This is a genomic window from Corynebacterium kefirresidentii (genome assembly GCF_016599755.1).
GTDB classification, from domain to species: domain Bacteria; phylum Actinomycetota; class Actinomycetes; order Mycobacteriales; family Mycobacteriaceae; genus Corynebacterium; species Corynebacterium kefirresidentii.
In genome coordinates, this window is record NZ_CP067012.1 from 1,050,966 (window position 1) to 1,072,152 (window position 21,187).

At 57.6% G+C, this 21,187-nt stretch carries 20 protein-coding genes; 17 read left to right on the forward strand and 3 right to left on the reverse strand.

Annotated features, from left to right (window positions below; genetic code table 11):
• The 4 genes from I6I12_RS05115 (at nucleotide 1) to ffh (ending at nucleotide 4,756) form a co-directional block, all read left to right on the forward strand.
• Nucleotides 1-369 (forward strand): Na+/H+ antiporter subunit G, encoded by a 369-nt coding sequence (locus tag I6I12_RS05115; RefSeq protein WP_049361135.1) that lies wholly within the window; start codon nucleotides 1-3, stop codon nucleotides 367-369.
• A gap of 222 nt (nucleotides 370-591) precedes the next feature.
• The gene (locus I6I12_RS05120) at nucleotides 592-930 is read left to right on the forward strand and encodes a P-II family nitrogen regulator (RefSeq protein ID WP_200288908.1); all 339 of its coding nucleotides are present in this window, start codon (nucleotides 592-594) and stop codon (nucleotides 928-930) included.
• Nucleotides 931-937: 7 nt separating this feature from the next.
• Complete coding sequence (locus I6I12_RS05125) at nucleotides 938-3,061, forward strand: [protein-PII] uridylyltransferase (RefSeq protein ID WP_200288909.1); 2,124 nt, start codon at nucleotides 938-940, stop codon at nucleotides 3,059-3,061.
• Nucleotides 3,062-3,112: 51 nt separating this feature from the next.
• Entirely contained in the window at nucleotides 3,113-4,756 is a 1,644-nt protein-coding gene (gene ffh / locus I6I12_RS05130) for a signal recognition particle protein (RefSeq protein ID WP_200288910.1), read from the forward strand.
• A 137-nt stretch (nucleotides 4,757-4,893) separates the two neighbouring features.
• Here the strand turns inward: ffh and I6I12_RS05135 are convergent, their stop codons facing one another.
• Complete coding sequence (locus I6I12_RS05135; RefSeq protein ID WP_200288911.1) at nucleotides 4,894-7,161, reverse strand: acyltransferase family protein; 2,268 nt, start codon at nucleotides 7,159-7,161, stop codon at nucleotides 4,894-4,896.
• A 353-nt stretch (nucleotides 7,162-7,514) separates the two neighbouring features.
• Here I6I12_RS05135 and rpsP point away from each other — a divergent pair, with 353 nt between their 5' ends.
• Nucleotides 7,515-8,030, forward strand: a complete 516-nt coding sequence (gene rpsP, locus I6I12_RS05140) for a 30S ribosomal protein S16 (RefSeq protein WP_005325261.1) — start codon at nucleotides 7,515-7,517, stop codon at nucleotides 8,028-8,030.
• Nucleotides 8,031-8,257: 227 nt separating this feature from the next.
• Here the strand turns inward: rpsP and I6I12_RS05145 are convergent, their stop codons facing one another.
• Both I6I12_RS05145 and I6I12_RS05150 read right to left on the reverse strand, forming a co-directional pair.
• Complete coding sequence (locus I6I12_RS05145; protein ID WP_234288180.1) at nucleotides 8,258-8,944, reverse strand: TetR/AcrR family transcriptional regulator; 687 nt, start codon at nucleotides 8,942-8,944, stop codon at nucleotides 8,258-8,260.
• A 38-nt stretch (nucleotides 8,945-8,982) separates the two neighbouring features.
• Entirely contained in the window at nucleotides 8,983-9,387 is a 405-nt protein-coding gene (locus tag I6I12_RS05150) for a cupin domain-containing protein (protein ID WP_200288913.1), read from the reverse strand.
• A gap of 104 nt (nucleotides 9,388-9,491) precedes the next feature.
• Between I6I12_RS05150 and rimM the strand changes: the two genes are divergently transcribed.
• The 12 genes from rimM to dprA all read left to right on the forward strand — a co-directional run bounded on the left by rimM (nucleotide 9,492) and on the right by dprA (nucleotide 21,167).
• On the forward strand, nucleotides 9,492-9,989 hold the full coding sequence (gene rimM, locus I6I12_RS05155; RefSeq protein WP_200288914.1) for a ribosome maturation factor RimM: 498 nt from the start codon (nucleotides 9,492-9,494) through the stop codon (nucleotides 9,987-9,989).
• On the forward strand, nucleotides 9,986-10,858 hold the full coding sequence (trmD, locus tag I6I12_RS05160) for a tRNA (guanosine(37)-N1)-methyltransferase TrmD (protein WP_200288915.1): 873 nt from the start codon (nucleotides 9,986-9,988) through the stop codon (nucleotides 10,856-10,858). The genes rimM and trmD overlap by 4 nt, the downstream gene beginning before the upstream one ends.
• Before the next feature lie 494 nt (nucleotides 10,859-11,352).
• Nucleotides 11,353-11,982: a hypothetical protein gene (locus tag I6I12_RS05165; RefSeq protein WP_200288916.1), complete on the forward strand. Its 630-nt coding sequence runs from the start codon at nucleotides 11,353-11,355 to the stop codon at nucleotides 11,980-11,982.
• A gap of 145 nt (nucleotides 11,983-12,127) precedes the next feature.
• A complete protein-coding gene (locus tag I6I12_RS05170; protein ID WP_200288917.1) occupies nucleotides 12,128-14,461 on the forward strand; it encodes a Tex family protein in 2,334 nt (777 codons plus the stop codon).
• A 363-nt stretch (nucleotides 14,462-14,824) separates the two neighbouring features.
• Nucleotides 14,825-15,169 (forward strand): 50S ribosomal protein L19, encoded by a 345-nt coding sequence (rplS, locus tag I6I12_RS05175; protein WP_005325245.1) that lies wholly within the window; start codon nucleotides 14,825-14,827, stop codon nucleotides 15,167-15,169.
• Nucleotides 15,170-15,354: 185 nt separating this feature from the next.
• Nucleotides 15,355-16,158, forward strand: coding sequence for a signal peptidase I (gene lepB / locus I6I12_RS05180; RefSeq protein ID WP_023021292.1), 804 nt, complete (start codon nucleotides 15,355-15,357; stop codon nucleotides 16,156-16,158).
• Nucleotides 16,136-16,873 (forward strand): signal peptidase I, encoded by a 738-nt coding sequence (gene lepB / locus I6I12_RS05185; protein WP_200288918.1) that lies wholly within the window; start codon nucleotides 16,136-16,138, stop codon nucleotides 16,871-16,873. The genes lepB (I6I12_RS05180) and lepB (I6I12_RS05185) overlap by 23 nt, the downstream gene beginning before the upstream one ends.
• Nucleotides 16,860-17,501: a ribonuclease HII gene (locus I6I12_RS05190; protein ID WP_200288919.1), complete on the forward strand. Its 642-nt coding sequence runs from the start codon at nucleotides 16,860-16,862 to the stop codon at nucleotides 17,499-17,501. The genes lepB (I6I12_RS05185) and I6I12_RS05190 overlap by 14 nt, the downstream gene beginning before the upstream one ends.
• 62 nt (nucleotides 17,502-17,563) lie before the next feature.
• The gene (locus I6I12_RS05195) at nucleotides 17,564-17,869 is read left to right on the forward strand and encodes a DUF2469 domain-containing protein (protein ID WP_005325239.1); all 306 of its coding nucleotides are present in this window, start codon (nucleotides 17,564-17,566) and stop codon (nucleotides 17,867-17,869) included.
• A 172-nt stretch (nucleotides 17,870-18,041) separates the two neighbouring features.
• Nucleotides 18,042-18,440, forward strand: a complete 399-nt coding sequence (locus I6I12_RS05200; RefSeq protein ID WP_200288920.1) for a YraN family protein — start codon at nucleotides 18,042-18,044, stop codon at nucleotides 18,438-18,440.
• Entirely contained in the window at nucleotides 18,427-19,989 is a 1,563-nt protein-coding gene (locus I6I12_RS05205) for a YifB family Mg chelatase-like AAA ATPase (protein ID WP_200288921.1), read from the forward strand. The genes I6I12_RS05200 and I6I12_RS05205 overlap by 14 nt, the downstream gene beginning before the upstream one ends.
• Nucleotides 19,986-21,167 (forward strand): DNA-processing protein DprA, encoded by a 1,182-nt coding sequence (dprA, locus tag I6I12_RS05210; RefSeq protein WP_200288922.1) that lies wholly within the window; start codon nucleotides 19,986-19,988, stop codon nucleotides 21,165-21,167. The genes I6I12_RS05205 and dprA overlap by 4 nt, the downstream gene beginning before the upstream one ends.
• The last annotated feature ends 20 nt before the right edge of the window (nucleotides 21,168-21,187 follow it).

Consider the following 21,187-nt stretch of genomic DNA (forward strand, 5'->3'; position numbering starts at 1 on the left):
ATGGCTATTTCTGAGATTATCGCCTCGGTGCTACTTATTATCGCCACCATTTTGGTGGTCGCGACGGTTATATCCCTGTGGCGGGCGCCCGACGCATTGACGCGCGCTAACCTGCTGGGGCCGACCGTGGGTCTTGCGGTACCGCTGATTATCGTGGCCAAACTAGTTGTAGATTTTGGCCGCGATGGCTTTTCCCTGTGGCTGCTCATTCAAGCCCTGATCGCCTGCTTCGGTGTGTGGATTATCGGTTCAGTAGGTTCCTTCTACCTGGGACGTTCCATCTACGGCGTAACAGTTACTGACGTCAAACACGCCAAGCATAACCACAAAAAAGTCCAAACCGTGCAAGCCAAGGAAGACGATATCTAGTCACCCTCAGCGCCTTCTGGCGGCGAGTCTTATCTGCAATAGCGCTCAATGGCGGAAATGCAGACGAGCTCGCCGCCTTTTGGTTTTACTGGATTGTGGCATTCACCGGGCCCTAGATTCATGACGCGAATATAGTGCACAGCAACTGCCGTGCTCGGGCTAGAATGGATGCACACTATTCGGTGCTTCTAGCCCGCCCCGAAGAGAAAACAAGGAGTAACAATGAAACTCATCACGGCCATCGTTAAGCCCTTTACCCTGCCGGAAATCCGTCAGGCGCTAGAGCAGCAGGAAGTACGCGGTCTCACTGTTACTGAAAGCCAGGGCTTTGGGCAGCAGCGAGGGCATAGCGAGGTATATCGCGGAGCAGAATACGCCACCGATTTTGTGCCTAAGGTCAAGCTGGAAGTAGTAGCGGCGGATGACCACGCTGAAGACATCATTAACGCCATTGTGGATGCTGCCTACACTGGCAAAATCGGCGATGGCAAGCTGTGGGTAACCCCAGTAGAAGATGCCATTCGTGTACGCACCGGGGAGCACGGCGAGGCGGCACTGTAAAACCAGCATGCTTAACGCCGCACAGATTCGCGCCGAGGCCCATGCCTCGGCGCTTCGTGTATTGCGCAGCCTCGAGCTCCCAGCGGGGACTGCGCTCGCTGCCACCGGGTCCTTCGCCCGCAATGAGATGACCCCGCAATCGGATATTGACGTCATCCTTATCTATCCGGAGGGCCACGATCCAGACCCAGCGCTGGTGGAGAAGCTGTGGTTGCCCGTATGGGATGCCAAGTATCGCCTAGATTATGCCCTGCGCACCCCGCAGGAGTGTGCGGCGATTGCTGCAGAAGATGCTTCTGCTGGCTTTGCACAGTTGGACTTGGCCTTTGTCGCAGGGCGCAAGATATTAGTGGATGAGGCGCGGGCACAGCTGCTCGCAGCGTGGCGGCGCCAGCTGCAGCGCGGCTTTGATGACTTTGTGGATACCGCGATTATTCGCTGGAAGCGCTCGGGCGCGGTAGCAGCAATGACGAATCCAGACTTGAAAAATGGCCGTGGGGGACTGCGCGATATTCAGCTTCTGCGCGCGATGGCTTTGGGTAACCTGTGCGACTTTCCTGATCTAGACGTCGAAAAGCAGCTGCTTCTCGACGTCCGCACACTCCTGCATGTCAAAGCCCGACGCCACCGCGATATCTTAGACCCCGAGTTCGCCGCGGACGTGGCTGCGGATTTGGGCTTTGAAAACCGATATGCCTTAACCGCCGCTTTGGTAGGCGCTGCAGCCACTGTTAATAAGGCCGTAGAACGCGGCCTGGCCACCGCCCGAGGGGTGCTGGGGAGAAATGCGCTGGCGGCGGGCCGCGGGCAGCGCCGTCCACTCGATGTGGACGTGGTGGCAGAGGGCGGCGTTATCTACCTTTCGCGCAAACCGAATGTGGAGGATCCGTGGTTGCTTACACGCGTTGCGGCAGCCGCAGCACGCACGGGATATGCCGTTGCCGAGACCACCTGGCACCAGCTCCAAAAATTGCCGATTCTGCCGCCACGCTGGTCGCGAGCAGCGGTGGATGATTTCTTCGCCATTTTGTCGTCCCCGCAATATACGCCGCGGGTTATTCAGGATTTGGACCGCTATGGCCTGTGGGAACGTCTAGTGCCGGAATGGGGGCATGTGCGCGGTTTGTTGCCGCGCGAGCGCAGCCACGTCAGAGCGGTGGACCATCATCTCATTGCGACGGTTACTCGGTGCGCGGAGGTGCGCACCTCGGTAGCTCGCCCTGATCTATTATTGCTGGCCGCGCTTTACCATGACATTGGTAAGGGCTACGAGCGCCCCCACGCTCAGGTAGGCGCGGAAATGATAGCTCGCCAGGCAGCCCGCATGCGGTTGAGCGTGGCCGATAGGTCGCGTGCTCAAATTCTGGTGGCAGAGCATATCACCTTAGCGCGGCTAGCTGCGACAATGGACCCGTTCTCCGATGCCGCTCGCGACGCATTGTTGGCCGCAGCGCATTACGATCCGCTGATTATTTCGCTGCTGGCGGTATTGGCTAAGGCTGATGCACAATCGACAGGGCCTAGCGTCTGGACACCGCGGGTAGAGCAAGCGCAGAAGTTTATCGTCTCGCGCGCTCTGGAAGCACTCAAACCAGGCGTCCTTCAGCGCCCCGCGGTGCACGTGCCGCTATCTACTGAGGGCGTTGCGCTTACGGTGGATTGGGAAGACCAAGAAGTTACTGTGTCCTGGTGTGGCTCCTCCAAAGGGGAGCTCAAGCGCATTTTTGCCTTGCTGTCCGCTTTGGGGTGGACCATCGTGCGGGCCAATATCGTCAAAGAGGATGACGGTACTTATAAGGCGGAGTTTTTCATCCGCACCGTACAACAGACCCTAAAGGAAGCGGCCCAGGAGATAAGGTTTATCCAGTCTTATAACTCCCGTACCTATACGGAGCTGCCAGATATCGAGGGAGAAGTAACCACCGCGGCTTTTGATGTGGGCGGCATCTTGGTGATCCGTACCGTCGAGCGCATTGGCGCTTTGGGGCACTTGATAGAGGCATTGCCAGACTTTGTGTGGCTGCGCCATGAGATTATGGGCGCGACAATGATCGTCAATGTCTTCCTTGCCGGGCAGGCTTCCCGCGCTACGGTGGTGGGGAATGTGACCAGGGCCCTGGCAAGGGACTAAGATTAAATAGTTGAACTTTAGATCGATCTAAATTAAGGGAGCGCATCCGTAGTGTTTGACTCACTATCAGACCGCCTACAGTCAGCCCTGGCGGGCCTGCGCGGTAAGGGCAAACTGACCGAGGCTGACATTAATGCCACCGCCCGCGAGATCCGCCTCGCGCTGCTGGAAGCTGACGTGTCTTTGACCGTCGTCCGTGGCTTTATCAAGCGCATCAAGGAACGTGCCCGTGGCGCGGAAGTCTCTGAGGCGCTCAACCCAGCCCAACAGGTAGTCAAGATCGTCAATGAAGAGCTCATTGAGATCCTCGGCGGTGAAACTCGCCGCCTGAACCTAGCGAAGAACCCGCCGACAGTGATCATGCTCGCCGGTTTGCAGGGTGCCGGTAAGACCACGTTGGCCGGCAAGCTGGCCAAGCACCTGGCCAAGCAAGGGCATACCCCGATGCTGGTGGCTTGTGACTTGCAGCGCCCGGGTGCGGTGCAGCAGCTACAGATCGTCGGCGAGCGCGCCGAGGTGCCGACCTTCGCGCCAGATCCGGGTACCTCCCTGGACTCCAATGAGCATGAAATGGGTACCTCCCACGGTGATCCGGTGGACGTCGCCAAGCGCGGTATTGCTGAGGCCAAACAGAAACAGCACGATGTGGTCATCATCGATACCGCCGGCCGCTTGGGCATTGATGAGACACTGATGACGCAGGCGCGCAATATCCGCGATGCCGTGAACCCAGACGAAGTCCTCTTTGTCATCGACTCCATGATCGGCCAAGATGCCGTGCAGACTGCCGAGGCTTTCCGCGATGGCGTGGACTTTACCGGTGTGGTTCTCACCAAGTTGGACGGTGACGCCCGCGGTGGCGCGGCCCTGTCTATTCGTGAGGTCACCGGCAAGCCCATTATGTATGCCTCTACCGGTGAGAAGCTCGATGATTTCGATGTCTTCCACCCCGAGCGCATGTCCAGCCGCATTTTGGGCATGGGTGACTTGCTTTCCCTCATCGAGCAGGCCGAGGCCACCTTGGATCATCAGAAGGCCGAGGAGGCCGCCTCCAAGCTTGGTTCTGGCGAGCTGACGCTGAATGACTTCCTTGAGCAGATGCTGATGATCCGCAAGATGGGGCCCATCGGCAACCTGCTGAAGATGATGCCCGGCGGCAAGCAGATGAATGAGATGGCTGCCATGGTGGATGAAAAGCAGCTGGACCGCATCCAGGCCATCATCCGTGGTATGACTCCGCAGGAGCGTGAGAATCCGAAGATCCTCAATGCTTCGCGCCGCAAGCGTATTGCTAATGGCTCTGGCGTGAGCGTTTCTGAGGTCAACCAGCTCATCGAGCGCTTCAACCAAGCTAAGAAGATGATGTCTAAGATGGCTGGCCAATTCGGCATGGGTGGTATGGGTGGCCGCTCTGCTACCAAGAAGAAGCCGAAGGGCCGCAAGGGTAAAAACGGCAAGCGCAAGAAGGGCAAGGGCGGCGGTGGAAACCGCGGCCCGAAGATGCCGGGCGGAATGCCGGGCATGGGCGGAATGCCAGGTGGTGGCGGCATGCCGTCCATGGAAGAACTGCAAAAACTCCAGCAGCAAATGGGCGGCGGCGGTGGCATGCCGGGAATGCCGGGCATGCCAAAGATGCCGAAGGGAATGGAAAATATTGATCTCAACAACTTGGACTTTGGCAAGGGCAAAAAATAGTCTGCCTCAGTCTTAAGACATAGCAAAGGAGGCTCCCACGTTATTGTGGGAGCCTCCTTCGTTCTATGCAGGCAGTTGGGTGCCTTATCCCCAGCGCCCGTGCTCGTAGGCGTTGGCGCGTGTTCGCGCGCTATGGCCTAGACGGCGTCGTCGCGCACAGTGTTGGGGTAGGGGACTGGGTTGGCATGTGGCTTGCCGGCGTCGGTAGGTGCGGCGGGTGCCGGCTCCACAGCTGCTGCGGCCTGCTCCGGGGGGATATCAGGGGCTTGCTGTTGGACCTTTTCCCCGTTGAGGAATGGCTTCAGGGCCTCGCGAATCATGGGCATAGCCGATTCCGCGAAGGCATTGGTGATGTGGTGCATGTCGCGGTAGACCATCGTATTGCCGATGATGACTGGGCAGTCACCATTGTCATCGCAGAACCACGGGGCGGTATCTACCGAGAGCATATTCTGGTACTTCGAGAGCACTACTGCACCGGGGTCATAGGGCTGGTAGACCTGCTCAAAGCGCATGCCGCAACCATAGGCATCTTCGGTGGCTACATAGCACTCATCGAACTCGCGCGGACGGCCTTCCTCATCGAAGCCCCACGGGTTATCGCGGAAGCCCAAGAAGGGGATATCGCGCTCGGCTAATTCATCCCAAAATGCCTGGTATCCAGCGGGAACAGCATCGGGGCCCGTGCCGTACTCATTTTGCGGGCGCGTGGTATTTGAAATCACCAAGGCTGGGTTTGCTTCTTCGATGCGATCCATCACTAGTTTGCCCCATTCGGCGCACTCAGGGGTCACGGTGACATCGTCACCCAGCTCGATGGGGCAACCTTGGCGTAGCAACGGAACCAATTTAAAGCCCATTTCTTTGCCCAGGCGGTCAAGCGCGGAAGAATACTGTTCCGCGTGGGAGCCGCCAACCAAATAGACTTCCTTTTCTGCGTTTGTGTCACCGAAAATGCACGGAGTTTTGCCGTCTTTGCGGGTTTCGAAGAAGAAATCAGCGGGCTGGCTATCCGGAACAAAGCACCAATTAGCAGCCACTGGTGGCTGGATGCCGCCGGCCAGAATTGGGTCAGGCTTAATCTCTACATTATCCGGTGGGGTGAGGTGATTGATGAACGTCGTCGCACCGGGGTAGAGGGAAGGATTCAGAAGTTCTGCGTCGGCATCATCAAGCGTGCGCATCCACAGCGGCTGAATGGCCAGAAGGCCGACAACGGCCGCAGCAACCACGACACCACCGACGCCGCGAGCAGCGCCTGCCGGCTTCCGCAATGTCGATAGGCCCTTGCGTACCGGCAGATCCTCGGCGGTGGGGCGCTTGCGATGCTGGCGCAGTGGCCGCTCCAAAAAGCGGTGCGTGAGGTCCGCCAGCACCAGTGAAATGGCGATAATGATAACGCCCAGCCACCACGATGGGGTTTCTTGACCCAAATAAGAGGTGGACAGGATAAGCAGAGGCCAGTGCCATAGGTAGAGCGGATAGGCTACATCGCCCAGCCAGCGGGCCTGTTTGGAGGCCATGGCCTTGGAAATCTTGCCACCGCCACCCAAGATGATGAGCACGGCGCCGCCCAGCGGCAAGAGCGAAAGCGGGCCAGGATACGCGGTGGTATCGGCGATGATGGCACCGGTAAAGATGAGCATCACAAGGCCCAAACCCGTAAAGAGGTCATAAAGGCGGGGCGGAATCTTCCAGGCGGAACCGTAGATGGCTAGGACAGCACCCAAGGTCAACTCCCAAGCGCGTGACCAGGTGGAGTAGTAGTTCTCCGGGGTGCCGTAGAGGCCGTGGCGTGAAGCATAGGCGAAGGAGGCAATGGTGGCCACAATGAGGATCGGGCCCGCAATCTGGTTGACTGTGGGGAAGCTGCGCTTGCCCAGTGGTTGGTGCTTCGGCCGGAACTTCATGATGGCTGCCAAGATGGTCGCAAAGGCAATGCCCATGATGTAGAACTGGCCCTGTACGGCCATGGACCACATGTGCTGCAGCGGGGAGGTATCCGCTGCGGCCGCCGTGTAGTCGGCGTTTTGTTCCGCTAGCTCCCAGTTCTGGTAGTACAGCATGGTGGCTGTGATCTGCTGGGTGAGCTCGGTGCGCATGAGCTGTGGGGTGAAAATGCGCACCAGAATGTAGGTCACGCCAATGACCAAAACTAAGCTGGGTACCAAACGTCGCAGGGTGCGCCAGATGGGCCACCAAGGGTTTAAAGAAGCGTTGGGCTTGCTGGCGTAGCGCAGCTGGGAGCCCAAGAAGAAGTAGCCGGATAGCAGCAAGAATACGTCCACGCCGCCGGAGACGCGTCCAACGAAGACGTGGTAGATAACTACTAGGCCGATGGCAATACCGCGAAGACCATCAAGGTCATAGCGGTACCGGAAATTTCGCGGTGATTCTTTAGTCATAAACTGTCTTTTCGTGCGTCAACGCCTTTACAGTGAGGCAGAAGGCGCGCCATACATATGAAACCAAATGTCTATATTCGGCCCTTAAGGCTACTCTGCTTTAGTATCGATGGCATAACGAACCTGCGTGAGTGGCGTCGTGATTTTTAAAATTGCAGATACTCGCGCTAAAATACTTCAGGTTATCTACTCGGATACTCCGGGCTAGGTAGTCCACAGAACGTAATATTCTGCGTAGCACCGTTCCCGTCTACGGTCGGCCGGTATGTCACACGCAGATTAAATCCAAGGGTTGAACCGGCGCACTACCTGGTGCGCGTCTGTACTGCCCAGTGACTAGAAAAGGAGCCGTCATGGCTGTCAAGATTAAGCTGCAGCGTTTGGGCAAGGTCCGCGCTGCTGAGTACCGCGTTGTTATTGCTGATGCCCGCACCCGTCGTAACGGCAAGGTAATCGAGAACATTGGTATCTACCACCCGAAGGAAGAGCCTTCCCTCATCCAGATCGATTCTGAGCGTGCGCAGCACTGGCTGTCCGTCGGCGCACAGCCAACCGAGCCGGTTCTTGCTCTGTTGAAGGTCACCGGTGACTGGCAGAAGCACAAGGGCCTGCCTGGTGCAGAAGGCACCCTGAAGGTTGCTGAGGAGAAGAAGTCCAAGCTGGAGATCTTCAACGAGGCACTGGCTGAGGCTAACAACGGCCCGACCATCGAGGCTATCACCGAAAAGAAGAAGAAGGCCAAGGAAGAGGCTGAGAAGAAGGCCGCTGAGGAAGCTGCTGCTGCAGAGGCTGCCGCTGCTGCTGCCGGCGAAGCTGATGCCGAGGCCGAGGAGAAGGCTGAGGAAGCTTCCGAGGAGTCTGCAGAGTAATCTGCCTTCCTTTGCTAAACGCGCAGCGCTTCTAACTTCGGGCCCTGCCTACACCACGGTGCAAGTTGTGTAGGCGGGGCCTTTGTGCTGTGTGGATGAAATCAACCGGCCCAAAAAGATGACCGCGCACGTATGTCCTTGGTGGAGTTGCGTGCGCGGTCATCTTTTTAGAAAAGCACGGTGAAACCCAGCAAGCTACAACGGGTGGGGGAGGGTGAATGTTTCCCTTAGCTCTGTGGCTTGTAGTCGGCATAGCGACTGTAGACATTAGACGGATCTTTAAAGTCCATGCCACGCAGGCCGCCGGCAACAACCGGAGCAAAAAGTTCTAGGATTTGCTCGCGTGGTAGCTGTGACATGGGGCCGTTGACGGCAAGAACGGTAAAGCCATGGATGGTAGACCATGCCAAAAGGGCGTTCTGCATGAAATATGTGGGGTCAGTAGTATTGTCCAAAGCTTGCGCGTGGCGGGCGAGAAGGGCGAAGAAATCGCGAATCTGCTGAAGGTGATCCATCTTCGGATCATCTTCGGTGTGTGGATCCACACCGAGCATGAAGCGCAGCGCCTTCCATTCCAACATGCAACGGAAGAAATTGGTCTCATCCAAGGCAAACTCGAGGTAAGCGTAACCGATTTGCACCAAGTGCTCTGGAAAATCCAAGTGCCCGGCAGCTTTAGTAGTCTCATGCAGGCGCCGGACCAGTTCGTCGGTGGCAAGCTCGGCTACCTTATCGTGTAGTTCTTCTTGATCCTTGAAGTGGCGGTAGGCGGAGGTAGGGGATACTCCGGCTTCGCGGGTAACGGCACGGACCGTGATGGCATTGGGGCCGCTTCGCTTGCCTAGCTGGACTGCGATGCGGAGCAGCTCATCGTGGAGGTTTCCATGATGGTAAGGCTTATTATGCGATTCCATGAGAGTCATTTTATCACCGAAACTTATGTTCCTATAAACTATTTTGTCAGCATAGTGAGCAACAAAATTGCGGGGGTAGAGGTACCGGAATCCGCAGCTGCAGCCTCGACTTTATGCACCTCATATGCAGGAAGATGCACGATCGTGCCCGGCGTAAGGGTGACGGTTTCTTCACCATAGGTGAAGTTGAGCTGCCCGCGGAGCGTCTGCACGGTAATGGGATGAGCGGCCTTGTGGTCCGGTAGGGACTGTCCTGGTGCAAAGCTAAAGAGAATGAGATTAGCGCCATCGGTGCTCAAGACGCGCTGTACGCCTGGGCGGGGCCGCTGCGGATCCGTATCCGGTGCGATATCGAGCAAATTAAGTGTAGTCATAGCGGAAGCAGTGCCCAGATGGGAAGCCGTGCCAAAAGTATCCGGGGAATTGGTAGGTAAATCGCTCATGTGCCTACTTTAACGACAATGAGCCCCAAAAACTGGAACTTTTTCGAAGTAGCTGAAAACCCATCACTGACAAGGGAAAAGGCTCGTGCTGTAGAATTTCCGCTATGGAATTGATGATTGGTCGCGTGATTAAATCGCACGGCGTGAAGGGTGAAGTAGTAATCGAGGCCACTACTGACGAACCGGAGGTGCGCTTTGCGGTGGGGGAAGCGCTCCATGGCACGCAGGGCAAAAAAGAGCACACGCTAACTATCAAGGCAGTCCGCACTCACAAGGGAAGGCTGCTCGTTACCTTCGAAGAAGTAAAAGACCGCAATGTGGCGGATAGCCTGCGCGGCACGAAGTTTTTCGCCGCGCCGCTCGATAGCGATGATGGCGGTTTTTATGACCATGAGCTGGAAGGACTACGCGTACTTCTGGCGGGCAAAAACATTGGTGAGGTTACGTCGGTCATCCACGGTGGAAGCCAAGATTTGCTAGAGGTAAATCTCGACACTGGCAAGGAAGCACTCATTCCTTTCGTGCATGCCATTGTTCCTGACGTGGACCTTGCAGCAGGGACGTGCACCATTGACCCGCCGGAAGGATTGCTGGACCTATGAGGCTTGATGTTGTCACCATCTTTCCGGAGTACTTGGAGCCGTTGCGGCATGCACTTTTAGGAAAAGCCATTGAACAAGGTCGCCTTGAAGTAGGCGTACATGATCTGCGGCAGTGGGCGACTGATGCGCATAAGTCTGTCGATGATTCGCCGGTCGGCGGCGGCCCTGGCATGGTTATGAAGCCGGAAGTATGGGGGCCGGCACTCGATAGTGTTGCTGCTCAGGAAAGTGCACCGAACCTAGAATCGGCCCTTCCGCACTTGAACCGTCCCCGCCACGATGAGCTTGAAGGAGTAGAGGCGCACGCCTATGCCGTTGACGCCCAGCCCGAGGAGGATAGTGACCTCCCACTGCTCATTGTGCCTACCCCAACGGGTAAGCCGTTTAGTCAAGCGGATGCGCGTGCGTGGTCGACTGAGGAGCATATCGTCTTTGCTTGCGGGCGTTATGAGGGAATCGATCAGCGTGTGGTGGATGATGCCGCGCGTCGCTACCGCGTCCGCGAGGTATCCATCGGTGATTATGTGTTGATCGGTGGGGAAGTAGCGACGTTGGTAATTGCAGAGGCCGTCGTGCGACTCATTCCAGGCGTGCTGGGCAATAAGCGCTCCCATGAAGAGGATTCTTTTTCTGATGGTCTCTTGGAGGGCCCGAGCTATACCAAGCCGCGAGAGTGGCGGGGTCTGGCCGTACCGGACGTTTTGACCTCGGGAAACCACGCCTTGGTGGATAAGTGGCGGCGCGAACAAGCATTATTGCGCACTTGGCAGCGCCGTCCCGAGCTGCTGGAAGTAGCCGAGCTAGACAAGGATGATAGGGCTTTCATTGCGCAGTTGGAGCAGGAAGCTAAGGCTAAGGGTGAAGGCTAATGGAGGTTAGTGCTGATCTTTCCGTGCTTCTAGGAACTCGAGAGAATGAGGATTGCCTCGCAGGACTGCCTGACAGGCTACGTGCTCAGGGCTTTCATCCAGCTAGCATTTTCGTCATTCAGGTAGCGGAGTCATGCCCGGAGAGCAGCCCTTTAGCGCAGGAATACCGTTTCAGGTTTGGTCAGCGACCGCAGGGAATTCCGGTGTGGCGGCTTATAGTTAACGGTGAGACCGCACACCCCTTAGCCACCGTGGCCCCCACTGTGGCGGAATGTTTGCCCCCGGAAGCGCTGTGGTTGGGGAGCGCGGAAATCGGTTTTACAGAGATGGGGCTTGGTACCCCAGCGGTATGGCGAGCGGAAGCTGCGCAATAGGCGCCGACGAGAAAATTAATCGCCGCATTTTCACGCTAAATCTGCAGCGCTTAGGCCGTTTGGGGTTATAGTAAGGGGACATTCCCTCCAAACTTCTATTCCCAAGGTGGTCCCTAAACCATGACGGCTCCCAATAGCAATAATTACGGTGGATTTAACCAGCAGCCGCCCCAGTACAACCAACAGTATTATCCCCAGCAGAACAATGGCGGCGTCAGCGGTGCCACGATCGCTGCGATTATCGCAGCCATTGTGGCGGTAATCGCGGTGGCTGCCATGGTCATTATGTTCGTGACCAATAACAAGAGTGACTCTACGGATAGCGCTGCAGGGGATAGCCAATTCCAGCAGGCGGATGCGAATAGCGGATCCGGAGCTGGGTCGGGGTCCGGCAAGAAGTCCGGTTCCTCCAAGGATTCTGCAGAGGATGAGGACTCCAGCCCGGTCACGGTGACCGAGACCAAGGAAGCCCCGGCACCAGCACCGGCACAGGCTGGTTCCGCTGGCTCCAGCAATGGACATTCCTGGGGTGATTACCCTAACTATTATGCGACTGGCCCGACTTCCAGTTCTTTTGCTCGCAACGTCTACACCACTTTTATGAATAACTGGGTTGCGGGTGGCGGCACTAACGTCACCTTGAGCGTCCATTCGCCGACCACCGGTGGTACCTACACCATGTACTGCTCCGGTAGCTCCGCCCGGGTTACTTGCACCGGCGGCGATAACGCCCGCGTGGTTATCCACTAAGCACGCGCCGCACCTTCCTCCTTTCCTTGCTGGAAAGGAGGTTTTTGCGTTGAGAGGGGCGTCGGCAAGCGAAGGCGGTGAAGGGGCAGTGCGGTAAATTGGGTGGGTCTAATCCCAAACCTCGAGAAAAGAGTGAGGAGACCACGTGAATATTGCGGCAACCATCGCCGCCGAGCTCAACGTGAAGGAAACACAGATTTCCACCGCGTTGCAGCTCCTTACGGAGGGCAATACCGTGCCTTTTATTGCTCGCTACCGCAAGGAGGCCACCGGCGGGCTGGATGACTCCCAGCTGCGCACTATTGAGGAGCGCGCGAATTACCTGAAGGAATTGCAGGAGCGTAAGGAGACCATCCTTGCGGCGATTGAGGAGCAGGGCAAGCTTAGCGACGCCCTGAAGAAACAAATCCTTGCCTGCGAAACCAAGGCGCGCCTGGAGGACCTGTACCTGCCGTATAAGAAGCGCCGTAAAACTAAGGCGGATATTGCCCGCGAGGCCGGCCTAGAAGAGCTGACCGATAAGCTCATCGCGGATCCTCACGCCACCCCAGAAGATCTAGCGCAGGCCTTCCTTTGCGAGGGCTTTGAAGATACAAAGAAAGCCCTCGACGGCGCCCGCGCCATCCTGGTGGATCGCTTCGCACTGGACGCTGACCTGGTGGGTGAGGTGCGAGAGCGCATGTTTACTGAAGGCGTTATGGGCGCGCACGTCATTGAGAGCAAGGAAGCAGAAGGGGCGAAGTTTAAGGATTACTTCTCCTTCAACGAGTCTTTCCACACATTGCCCTCGCACCGCATTTTGGCGCTCCTGCGGGGCGAGAATGAAGGCGTATTGCAATTGCAGCTTGATGCTGGCGATGACGCGGACTATGAGGACGTTATTGCCTCCCGCTTTGAACTGGATCGCTCCTCCAAGTGGCTTGCTGACGCCGTCCATTGGGGCTGGCGCACCAAGCTTTATATTTCCTCCAGCCTGGATGTACGTATGCGCCTGAAAGAAGTGGCAGAGGAAGGTGCGCTCAAGATTTTTGCCACCAATTTGCGGGATGTGCTACTTGCTGCGCCGGCAGGTCAGCGTGCCACCATTGGCCTGGATCCGGGATACCGCAATGGCGTCAAGTGTGCGGTTGTAGACAAAACCGGCAAAGTGCTCGATACCACTATTGTCTACCCGCACCAGCCGCAGAATCAGTGGAGCCAGGCGTTACAGACCTTGTCTACCTTGTGCGCCAAGCATTCGGTGGACCTTTTGGCCATCGGAAATGGTACTGCCTCCCGTGAGACCGAGAAGCTCGCCCAGGAGATTGCGGACCTCATCAAGCAGGCCGGACGCCAGCGTCCCACGCCCGTCGTAGTCTCAGAGTCCGGCGCTTCGGTGTATTCTGCCTCGCAGCTGGCGGCGGCGGAATTCCCCGATATGGATGTCTCGCTGCGTGGTGCAGTCTCCATCGCTCGTCGTTTGCAGGATCCTCTGGCGGAGCTGGTAAAGATCGATCCGAAGGCTATTGGGGTGGGGCAGTATCAGCACGATGTTAACCAGACCGCGCTCGCTCGCACCCTTGATGGTGTGGTGGAAAGTGCCGTGAACGGCGTGGGCGTAGATCTCAACACTGCTTCCGTCCCGCTGCTGGAGCGGGTGGCTGGAGTTAATTCCACCATCGCTGCCAATATTGTGGCCTATCGCAATGAAAACGGGTCCTTTGCTTCCCGCAAGGAACTGAAGAAGGTGCCGCGTCTCGGACCTAAGGCGTTTGAGCAGTCAGCCGGCTTTCTTCGCATCAATGGCGGCACCGATCCGTTGGATGCCTCCGCCGTGCACCCTGAGGCTTATCCGGTGGTCTCCCGCATTGCGGAAAAGACCGGTCTGGGCATTTCCGAGCTTATTGGCAATACGCGCGTACTTTCCAAGCTTGTGCCAACAGATTTTGCAGATGAGACCTTTGGTATCCCTACGGTGACCGATATCATCGCTGAGCTGGATAAACCCGGCCGCGACCCGCGTCCGGAATTTAAGACCGCAACCTTCAAAGAGGGGGTACATAAGGTCTCCGATCTCACCCCGGGAATGATCCTTGAGGGCACAGTTACCAACGTGGCGGCCTTTGGCGCTTTTGTGGACGTTGGAGTACATCAGGACGGCCTCGTCCATGTTTCTGCCATGAGCCACAAGTTCGTCTCTGATCCGCACGAGGTCGTGCGCTCTGGCCAAGTGGTCAAGGTAAAAGTCATGGAGGTCGACGTCGAGCGGCAGCGCATCGGCTTGTCTTTGCGCCTCGATGATGAACCGGGGCAGCAGGCTCCCAAGCGCCGTGGCGATGCGCAACATGCCGCAAACTCTGCCGCCAGGGGAGAAGGGAAGCGCTCCGGACACAAATCCGGGCGCGGTTCCCGGGGTGGCTCGCGCGGCCGCACTGGCGGTCGAGGTGGCTCCGGCGGTGGTGGCGCCATGGCCGATGCCCTGAAGAAGGCAGGCTTCTAACCGCCGTGGTCTAGTGTTTTGCCTGCTGCTTTAGCTCCCATCGTTGCGTACGGTGGGAGCTTTTGCAGTCCGGAGGGAGGATTCTGCCACGATGTTGTCGGAACCATGATGCGGGCGAGGTGGAACCCATCCAATCACCTGCGCAAACTTCACCTAGCGGTGGTGGGGGCGGCCGCTTAGCAGTTTCCCTCCTAAGCTGCGGCGGCGTAGCTTGGGCGGGGGAGAGAAAGAAGTGCCGGGAAGGAAATTTGGTTCCTGCAGGTACATATGGAAAAATAGGGGGCCGTTCTATGTAACGGGCACGAACCGGTTAGGCTTAGCGCCGCTAGGGTCCTCTGTCCCAAACTGAAAAGGAATATTGGCATGTCCAACATTATTGACAAGGTCGATGCAGCACAGCTGCGCGACGATATCCCGTCCTTTCGCCCAGGCGATACCCTCGACGTTAACGTAAAGGTTATCGAGGGTAACAACGAGCGTGCACAGCTGTTCAAGGGCATCTGCATCCGTCGTCAGGGTTCCGGCATCCGTGAGACCTTCACCGTCCGTAAGGTCTCCTTCGGTATCGGCGTTGAGCGTACCTTCCCGGTTCACTCCCCGAACCTGGAGTCCATCAAGGTCTCCCGCCGCGGCCGCGTTCGCCGTGCGAAGCTGTACTACCTGCGCGATCTGCGCGGTAAGAAGGCTCGCATCAAGGAGCGTCGCTAGTATTAGTGCGCTGCGCGCCACCATCCCCCTTGCACCCTTGTGGGTGCAAGGGGGATTTTTGTGCCTATTGCCAGCTATTTCCTGGTGTCAGCCGGCAGGCTTTAACCGGATAATTGCCTGTGAATTCTCCAGCCGCGAGGGGGATAAGGCGGGAACCGGGACGTGGGGTTGCTAGGATTTAGCGCGTGAATAAAGACAGCATCTCGCAGGAACAGTCGCCTGAAGGTGAGGGGGCCAACCCCGTAGAGGGGAACGCTTCCCCGCAAGGCGAAGGGGCAACCAAGAAAAAAGACATGCCGTGGCTGCTGGAAACCCTTCTGGTCGTGGCAACGGTCCTTGTTATCGTGGGCCTTTTCCAGAACTTTATCGGACGGCAGTATGTGATCCCTTCCGGCTCGATGGAGCCGACACTGCATGGCTGCGAGGGCTGTACGAATGACCGTATCTTTACGGAAAAGATCTCCTATTACGGCGATGGAGAGCCAGAACCAGGCGATGTTGTCGTCTTCAAAGGCACCGAGGACTGGAATTCCAGCTATGTCTCGCCGCGCTCGTCCAACCCGGTAATCCACGGGGTGCAGGATGCATTGAGCTTTGTATCCTTGGCGCCGCCCGATGAAAATACCCTGGTTAAGCGCGTGATTGCTACCGGTGGGCAGACAGTGTCTTGCCAGGAGGGCGATCCTGCAGTCATGGTTGATGGCAAGCCCATCGAGCAAGACTACGTGCAAGACCCGCCAACGTACCCGGTAGATAAGTCGACAGGCTCGGAAGCTTGTGGAGGCCCGTACTTTGGTCCCGTGGAAGTACCGGAGGGCAATATCTGGGTCATGGGTGATAATCGCACGGCCTCGGCAGATTCTCGCTATCACATGACCGATAAATTCCACGGCACAGTACCGGTGGAAAATGTCCGCGGCAAGGTGAAGTTCGTCTTCTGGCCGTTTACCCGCATCGGTGGCATCGATGACCCGGACATCCAGGAATAAACCTTCTTCCCAACGCCTGCGCACCCGGGATTTTTTCTTCCCCGTGGTGGCAGGTTTTGTCCTGCTGGTGCTCTTACAAGCATTGGTGGGACGGATGTATGTCATTCCTTCTGCGTCGATGGAACCTACCCTGCATGGTTGTCCCGGCTGCGAAAACGATCGCATCGCAGTGCAGAAGGTCAGCTATTACTTCACAGACCCACAACCTGGGGAGGTGGTTGTCTTCGAAGGGCCGGAGTCGTGGAATAACGAGTTTCAGGTCACACGCTCGCGCAATATTATTGTGCGAGGTGCGCAGAATGCTTTGGCGGCAGTTGGGCTTTTGCCCAACGGGGAAAATATCCTCGTCAAGCGGGTAATTGCTACCGGCGGACAAACGGTGAGCTGTGAGGCTGGTGATCCTTCGGTGATGGTGGATGGTCAGCCGATTGATCAATCATTCGTGCTTGATCCACCGGAGATTCCCGTAGACCCCGGTGTTGGCTCCCAGGAGTGTGGCGGCGAGTACTTTGGCCCCGTCACCGTCCCGGAGGGGCATCTCTGGGTAATGGGAGATAATCGCACCAACTCCCTCGATTCGCGTGCGCACTTGGGCGATAACCTACAAGGCACCGTGCCAGTGGACAATATTCGCGGCCGAGTTGAGGCTGTCATCTTGCCTCTGTCGCGGTGGGGTGGGGTGGAACACCCAGAGATTTCGCATGCGGCGGCTTAAGCAACGACGCACCTATGAGCTGGCGTTGAGCAAGGCTGGGCTCGGGCCGGTGGCTGGAGTGGATGAGGCCGGGCGCGGCGCGTGTTGCGGGCCAATCACCATCGCGGCCTGCATTATGCCTAATCGCCCGATCAAGGAGCTGGCGGAGCTTAGCGATTCCAAAAAACTGACTCCCCGGCAGCGCGAGCGGCTCTTTCCACTCATTAAGGACAAGGCTGTGGACTGGTCTGTGGTGCACATTAGCGCGGGGGACATCGATAAGCGCGGCATCCAGCACGCTAATATTTCCGGTATGCGCAGGGCGGTAGCACGCCTGGATATCCGCCCAGGCTATGTGCTTAGCGACGCCCTCTTTATCCCCGGCCTTACCCAACCCCAGCTGCCCATCATCGGCGGCGATGCAGCCGCGCGGTGTATCGCCGCGGCAAGTGTCTTGGCAAAAGTGAGTCGCGACCACCTGATGCGCGACCTTGATGCGCGCTATCCCGGCTATGAATTGGCCAAGCACAAAGGCTATGGGACTAAGGCACACGAGGCTGCAATTTCGGCGCTGGGAGCGTGCCCGGAACACCGGATGAGCTATGACAATGTCCGCCGCGCTCATGCGGAGTTCGCCGCGCGTGCCTAGCTAGAATCTAGCCTCCTGCGCGCTAAGCTTAAGCGAGCTAACCCACAACCTGGAGGTCCACCGTGAGTGCAGAGGAACTCGATAACTACGAGGCTGAGGTAGAGCTGTCCCTCTACCGCGAGTACCGAGACGTTGTCAGTCAGTTTTCCTATGTCGTTGAAACTGAGCGGCGCTTTTACCTGGCTAATGCGGTAGAGCTCATTCCGCATACCTCTGGACCTGATGTGTACTACGAGGTGCGCATGTCCGATGCTTGGGTATGGGATATGTACCGCTCCGCCCGCTTTGTGCGCTATGTTCGCGTCATTACCTACAAGGACGTCAATATCGAAGAGCTGGATAAGCCGGAATTCATGATGCCGGAGTAATTTTGTCAACTCGGCACTACAAGCGTTGTGCCCTGCCTGTGGATAACAGTGCCTCGAACCCTAGTTATCCACAGCCGGGGCACTTTCCGTTTTGTACACCTTGTGCACCCCATGCTAGCTGCGGTGTTCTGTGCAGGCCGATGAATTTCACGACGCACAAGGATAAACTGCAATGCAATTTAGTTCAGAACACCACCTAGCCACGAAGAAGCCTCGCCATAAGCAAGTCTTAGGGAAAAGGGGAGAGGCCTTCGCCGCGCGCTACCTCCGTGAACGCGGGGCCGAAATTATTGCCGCTAATGTCTCTTATAGGGTAGGAGAAATTGACCTCATCGCGCGCGAGGCGGACGGAACCATCGTCTTTGTTGAGGTTAAAACGCGTGCCACTGCCAGCTTCGGGGTGGCAGAAGCCGTAACCCCGCAGAAGCTAGCGCGCCTTCGCAAGGCTGCAGCGCAGTGGCTCGATGGAAAGCCACTGTCTTCGGTGCGATTCGACGTTATAACGTTGTTGGAGCGCGGGCAGGGATTTGCGCTAGAACACTTCAAAGGGGTTGAAGATGGCTCTAGGTAATTGCTTGACGATGTCCCTCAACGGAGTTCTAGCACAGTTAGTCGATGTAGAAGCGAACGTTGGCCACGGCCTGCCAGGGATGCATGTTGTGGGTCAGACGGATACCGCGATCTCTGAATCGCGGGATAGGATCAAGACTGCAGCCTTTAACTCCCACCTTCCTTGGCCCAAGACCAAAGTGGTCGTCTCGATGTCTCCAGCGTCGCTTCCCAAATCCGGTTCCCACTTTGACTTACCCATAGCGCTCGCGATCCTGGCGGCGCAGGCAGAAGGTGACTTTCCGCGCTTTGGCAATTCGCCTTCGCCCGCGAGGCGGCTGCAGCGCACCTTGGTTTTGGGAGAGCTCGGTCTCGACGGATCCGTTCGGCCCGTCGCAGGTATTATTCCGGCCCTTCTAGCCGCAAGGGAGCAGGGAATATCAACTCTTATCGTGCCGCCGGGTAACGCAGCCGAGGCAACCTTGGTGCCGGATTTGGACGTACTCGTCGCAGCATCTTTGAAAGAGGCTTTTAGCTGGGCGTGCGGAAACCGCGGGTTACCGCAGGCGGCGAGTTTTTCTGGCTCGCTCGAAGCTGCGCCTGCAGCCACGATGCGCTTGGACTTTTGCGATATCGCGAGCCAAGCTAATGCAAAATGGGCCGCCGAGGTTGCTGCGGCCGGTGGGCACCACCTTATGATGATTGGCCCTCCCGGGGCGGGAAAGTCCATGATTGCCTCCCGTCTGCCCACCATCCTGCCTACACTTACCCCGGATCAGCAGGTAGAGACCACCGCGATTCATTCGCTTACCGGAACGCCAGGTGAGGTCATTGAGCATGCTCCGTTTATCGCCCCGCATGCCTCGGTTACTCGGGCCGCGCTGCTGGGTGGCGGATCCGGGCATCCGCGCCCAGGAGCGGTAAGCCTGGCTCACAATGGTGTGCTCTTCCTCGACGAGGTCAGCGAGGTTGCCGCACCGGTACTCGATGGCCTGCGTGCCCCGTTGGAAGAAGGGCAAGTACGGCTTGCGCGCTCGCGCCGAGAAGTTATCTATCCTGCTCGCTTCCAACTGGTCATGGCAGCAAACCCGTGTAGGTGCTCGGCAGAAGATCCTTCGCAGTGCAGGTGTAACCCCCACGAGCGCATGAACTATCTGTCCAACCTCTCCGGTCCGCTCCGGGACCGTCTAGATATGGTGGTCACCTTAAGTGGGCAGGCGGCGACGATTAACGCGGAGGGCGAAGAAGACTCCGCAGTCATTGCCGAGCGAGTTGCCGCTGCCCGCGAGCGTGCCGCTGCGCGGTGGTGGGCGGATGGCATTTCCGCGCGGACCAATGGCGAGGTCCCTTCGTCCTACTTGCGCCGAAAGCGGCCGGCTGCGGATGCTGCAATGGTGATGTTGTCCGCCTACCTGGCGGAAGGCGACATTTCCCAGCGCGGGGTGGACCGTGTGCTCAGGCTTTCGTGGACCCTAGCTGATTTAGCAGGGAAGATGCAGCCGGACTTGGATGAGGTGGGACGCGCACTCGACCTGCGTGGCTCCATCAACGTGGGAAGGCTCGCGGCATGAGCGAATTAGATCTCTCCACCCCTTATGCCACCTGGGTATACCTCAACCGCGTGGTAGAAGGCCCTTCCGCTGCTTTGCAGGCCCTGCTTACGCAGTATCCGGCTGAGGAAATCGCCCATGGAATTTACCATCGTGCCGATTGGACAGGACCGCTGCTTGCGCGCACGGCCTCCCGTTATGATTGGCTGCGTCAAGCGGAGGATATGGCAGCAGCCGAACGCGTTGGGGCTCGGCTCATCACGGCAGAAAGCCCAGAGTGGCCAACGGAGGAGTTTGATTCCGCATTCGGCTTCTATCAAAACAGCGGGGAAGCCCCAGCTACCTTTGATGACCAAGCACTGCCGCCGCACAGCCTCTGGGTGCGTGGCGCCCCTGTGAAACAGGAGGTTGCTCAGGCTGTAGCGATTGTTGGCACTCGCGCCATTTCTCGCTATGGCTGGCAGGCAACCCAAAACGTAGTGTCCGGATTGGTCCAACACGAATGGACTCCTATATCAGGCGGCGCCCTAGGCGTCGATACCGTGGCGCATGAAACTGCTTTGCACAACAACGGGCACACGGTAGCTATAGCGGCGTGCGGCATCGATAGGGACTATCCGGCTCGCAATGCCAATCTATTTGCCAAGATCGCGGATAACGGGTGCGTTATTTCTGAATTCGCACCGGAAACCGCACCGAAGCGACACCGGTTCCTAACGCGCAATCGTTTAGTAGCAGCACTCAGTCACGGCACCGTAGTTATGGAGGCGGCTTTTCGATCCGGCGCACTTAATACTCTCAACTGGGCAGAAGCGCTAGGACGCGTGGCCATGGCTGTACCGGGGCCGATAACCACTAGCGGCTCGCTGGGCTGTCACCAGCGCATTCAGGAAGGCCGTGCACAGTTGGTCACCAGCGCCGATGAAATTCGCGCCTTAGTCAGCCGCACCGGGGAAGTAGATCCAGGTGCACAATATGAAATCAATTTTGCGGCAACAATGACACAACGTCTCTCCCGCAATGAGTTGCGAGTCTTTGATGCAACACCGCCGCCAGGCCAAGAAAAAGCTACGGCAGAGGACATTGCCCGCGACGCGGGATTTCGTCTGCCGTTGACAGTTCACCTTTTATTGGCGTTAGAGAAGATGTGTGTCGTTGTCCGCCACGGCAATACCTGGGCGCGCAGGGAAACGGAATAGATAACCCCAGTGATAGGCGA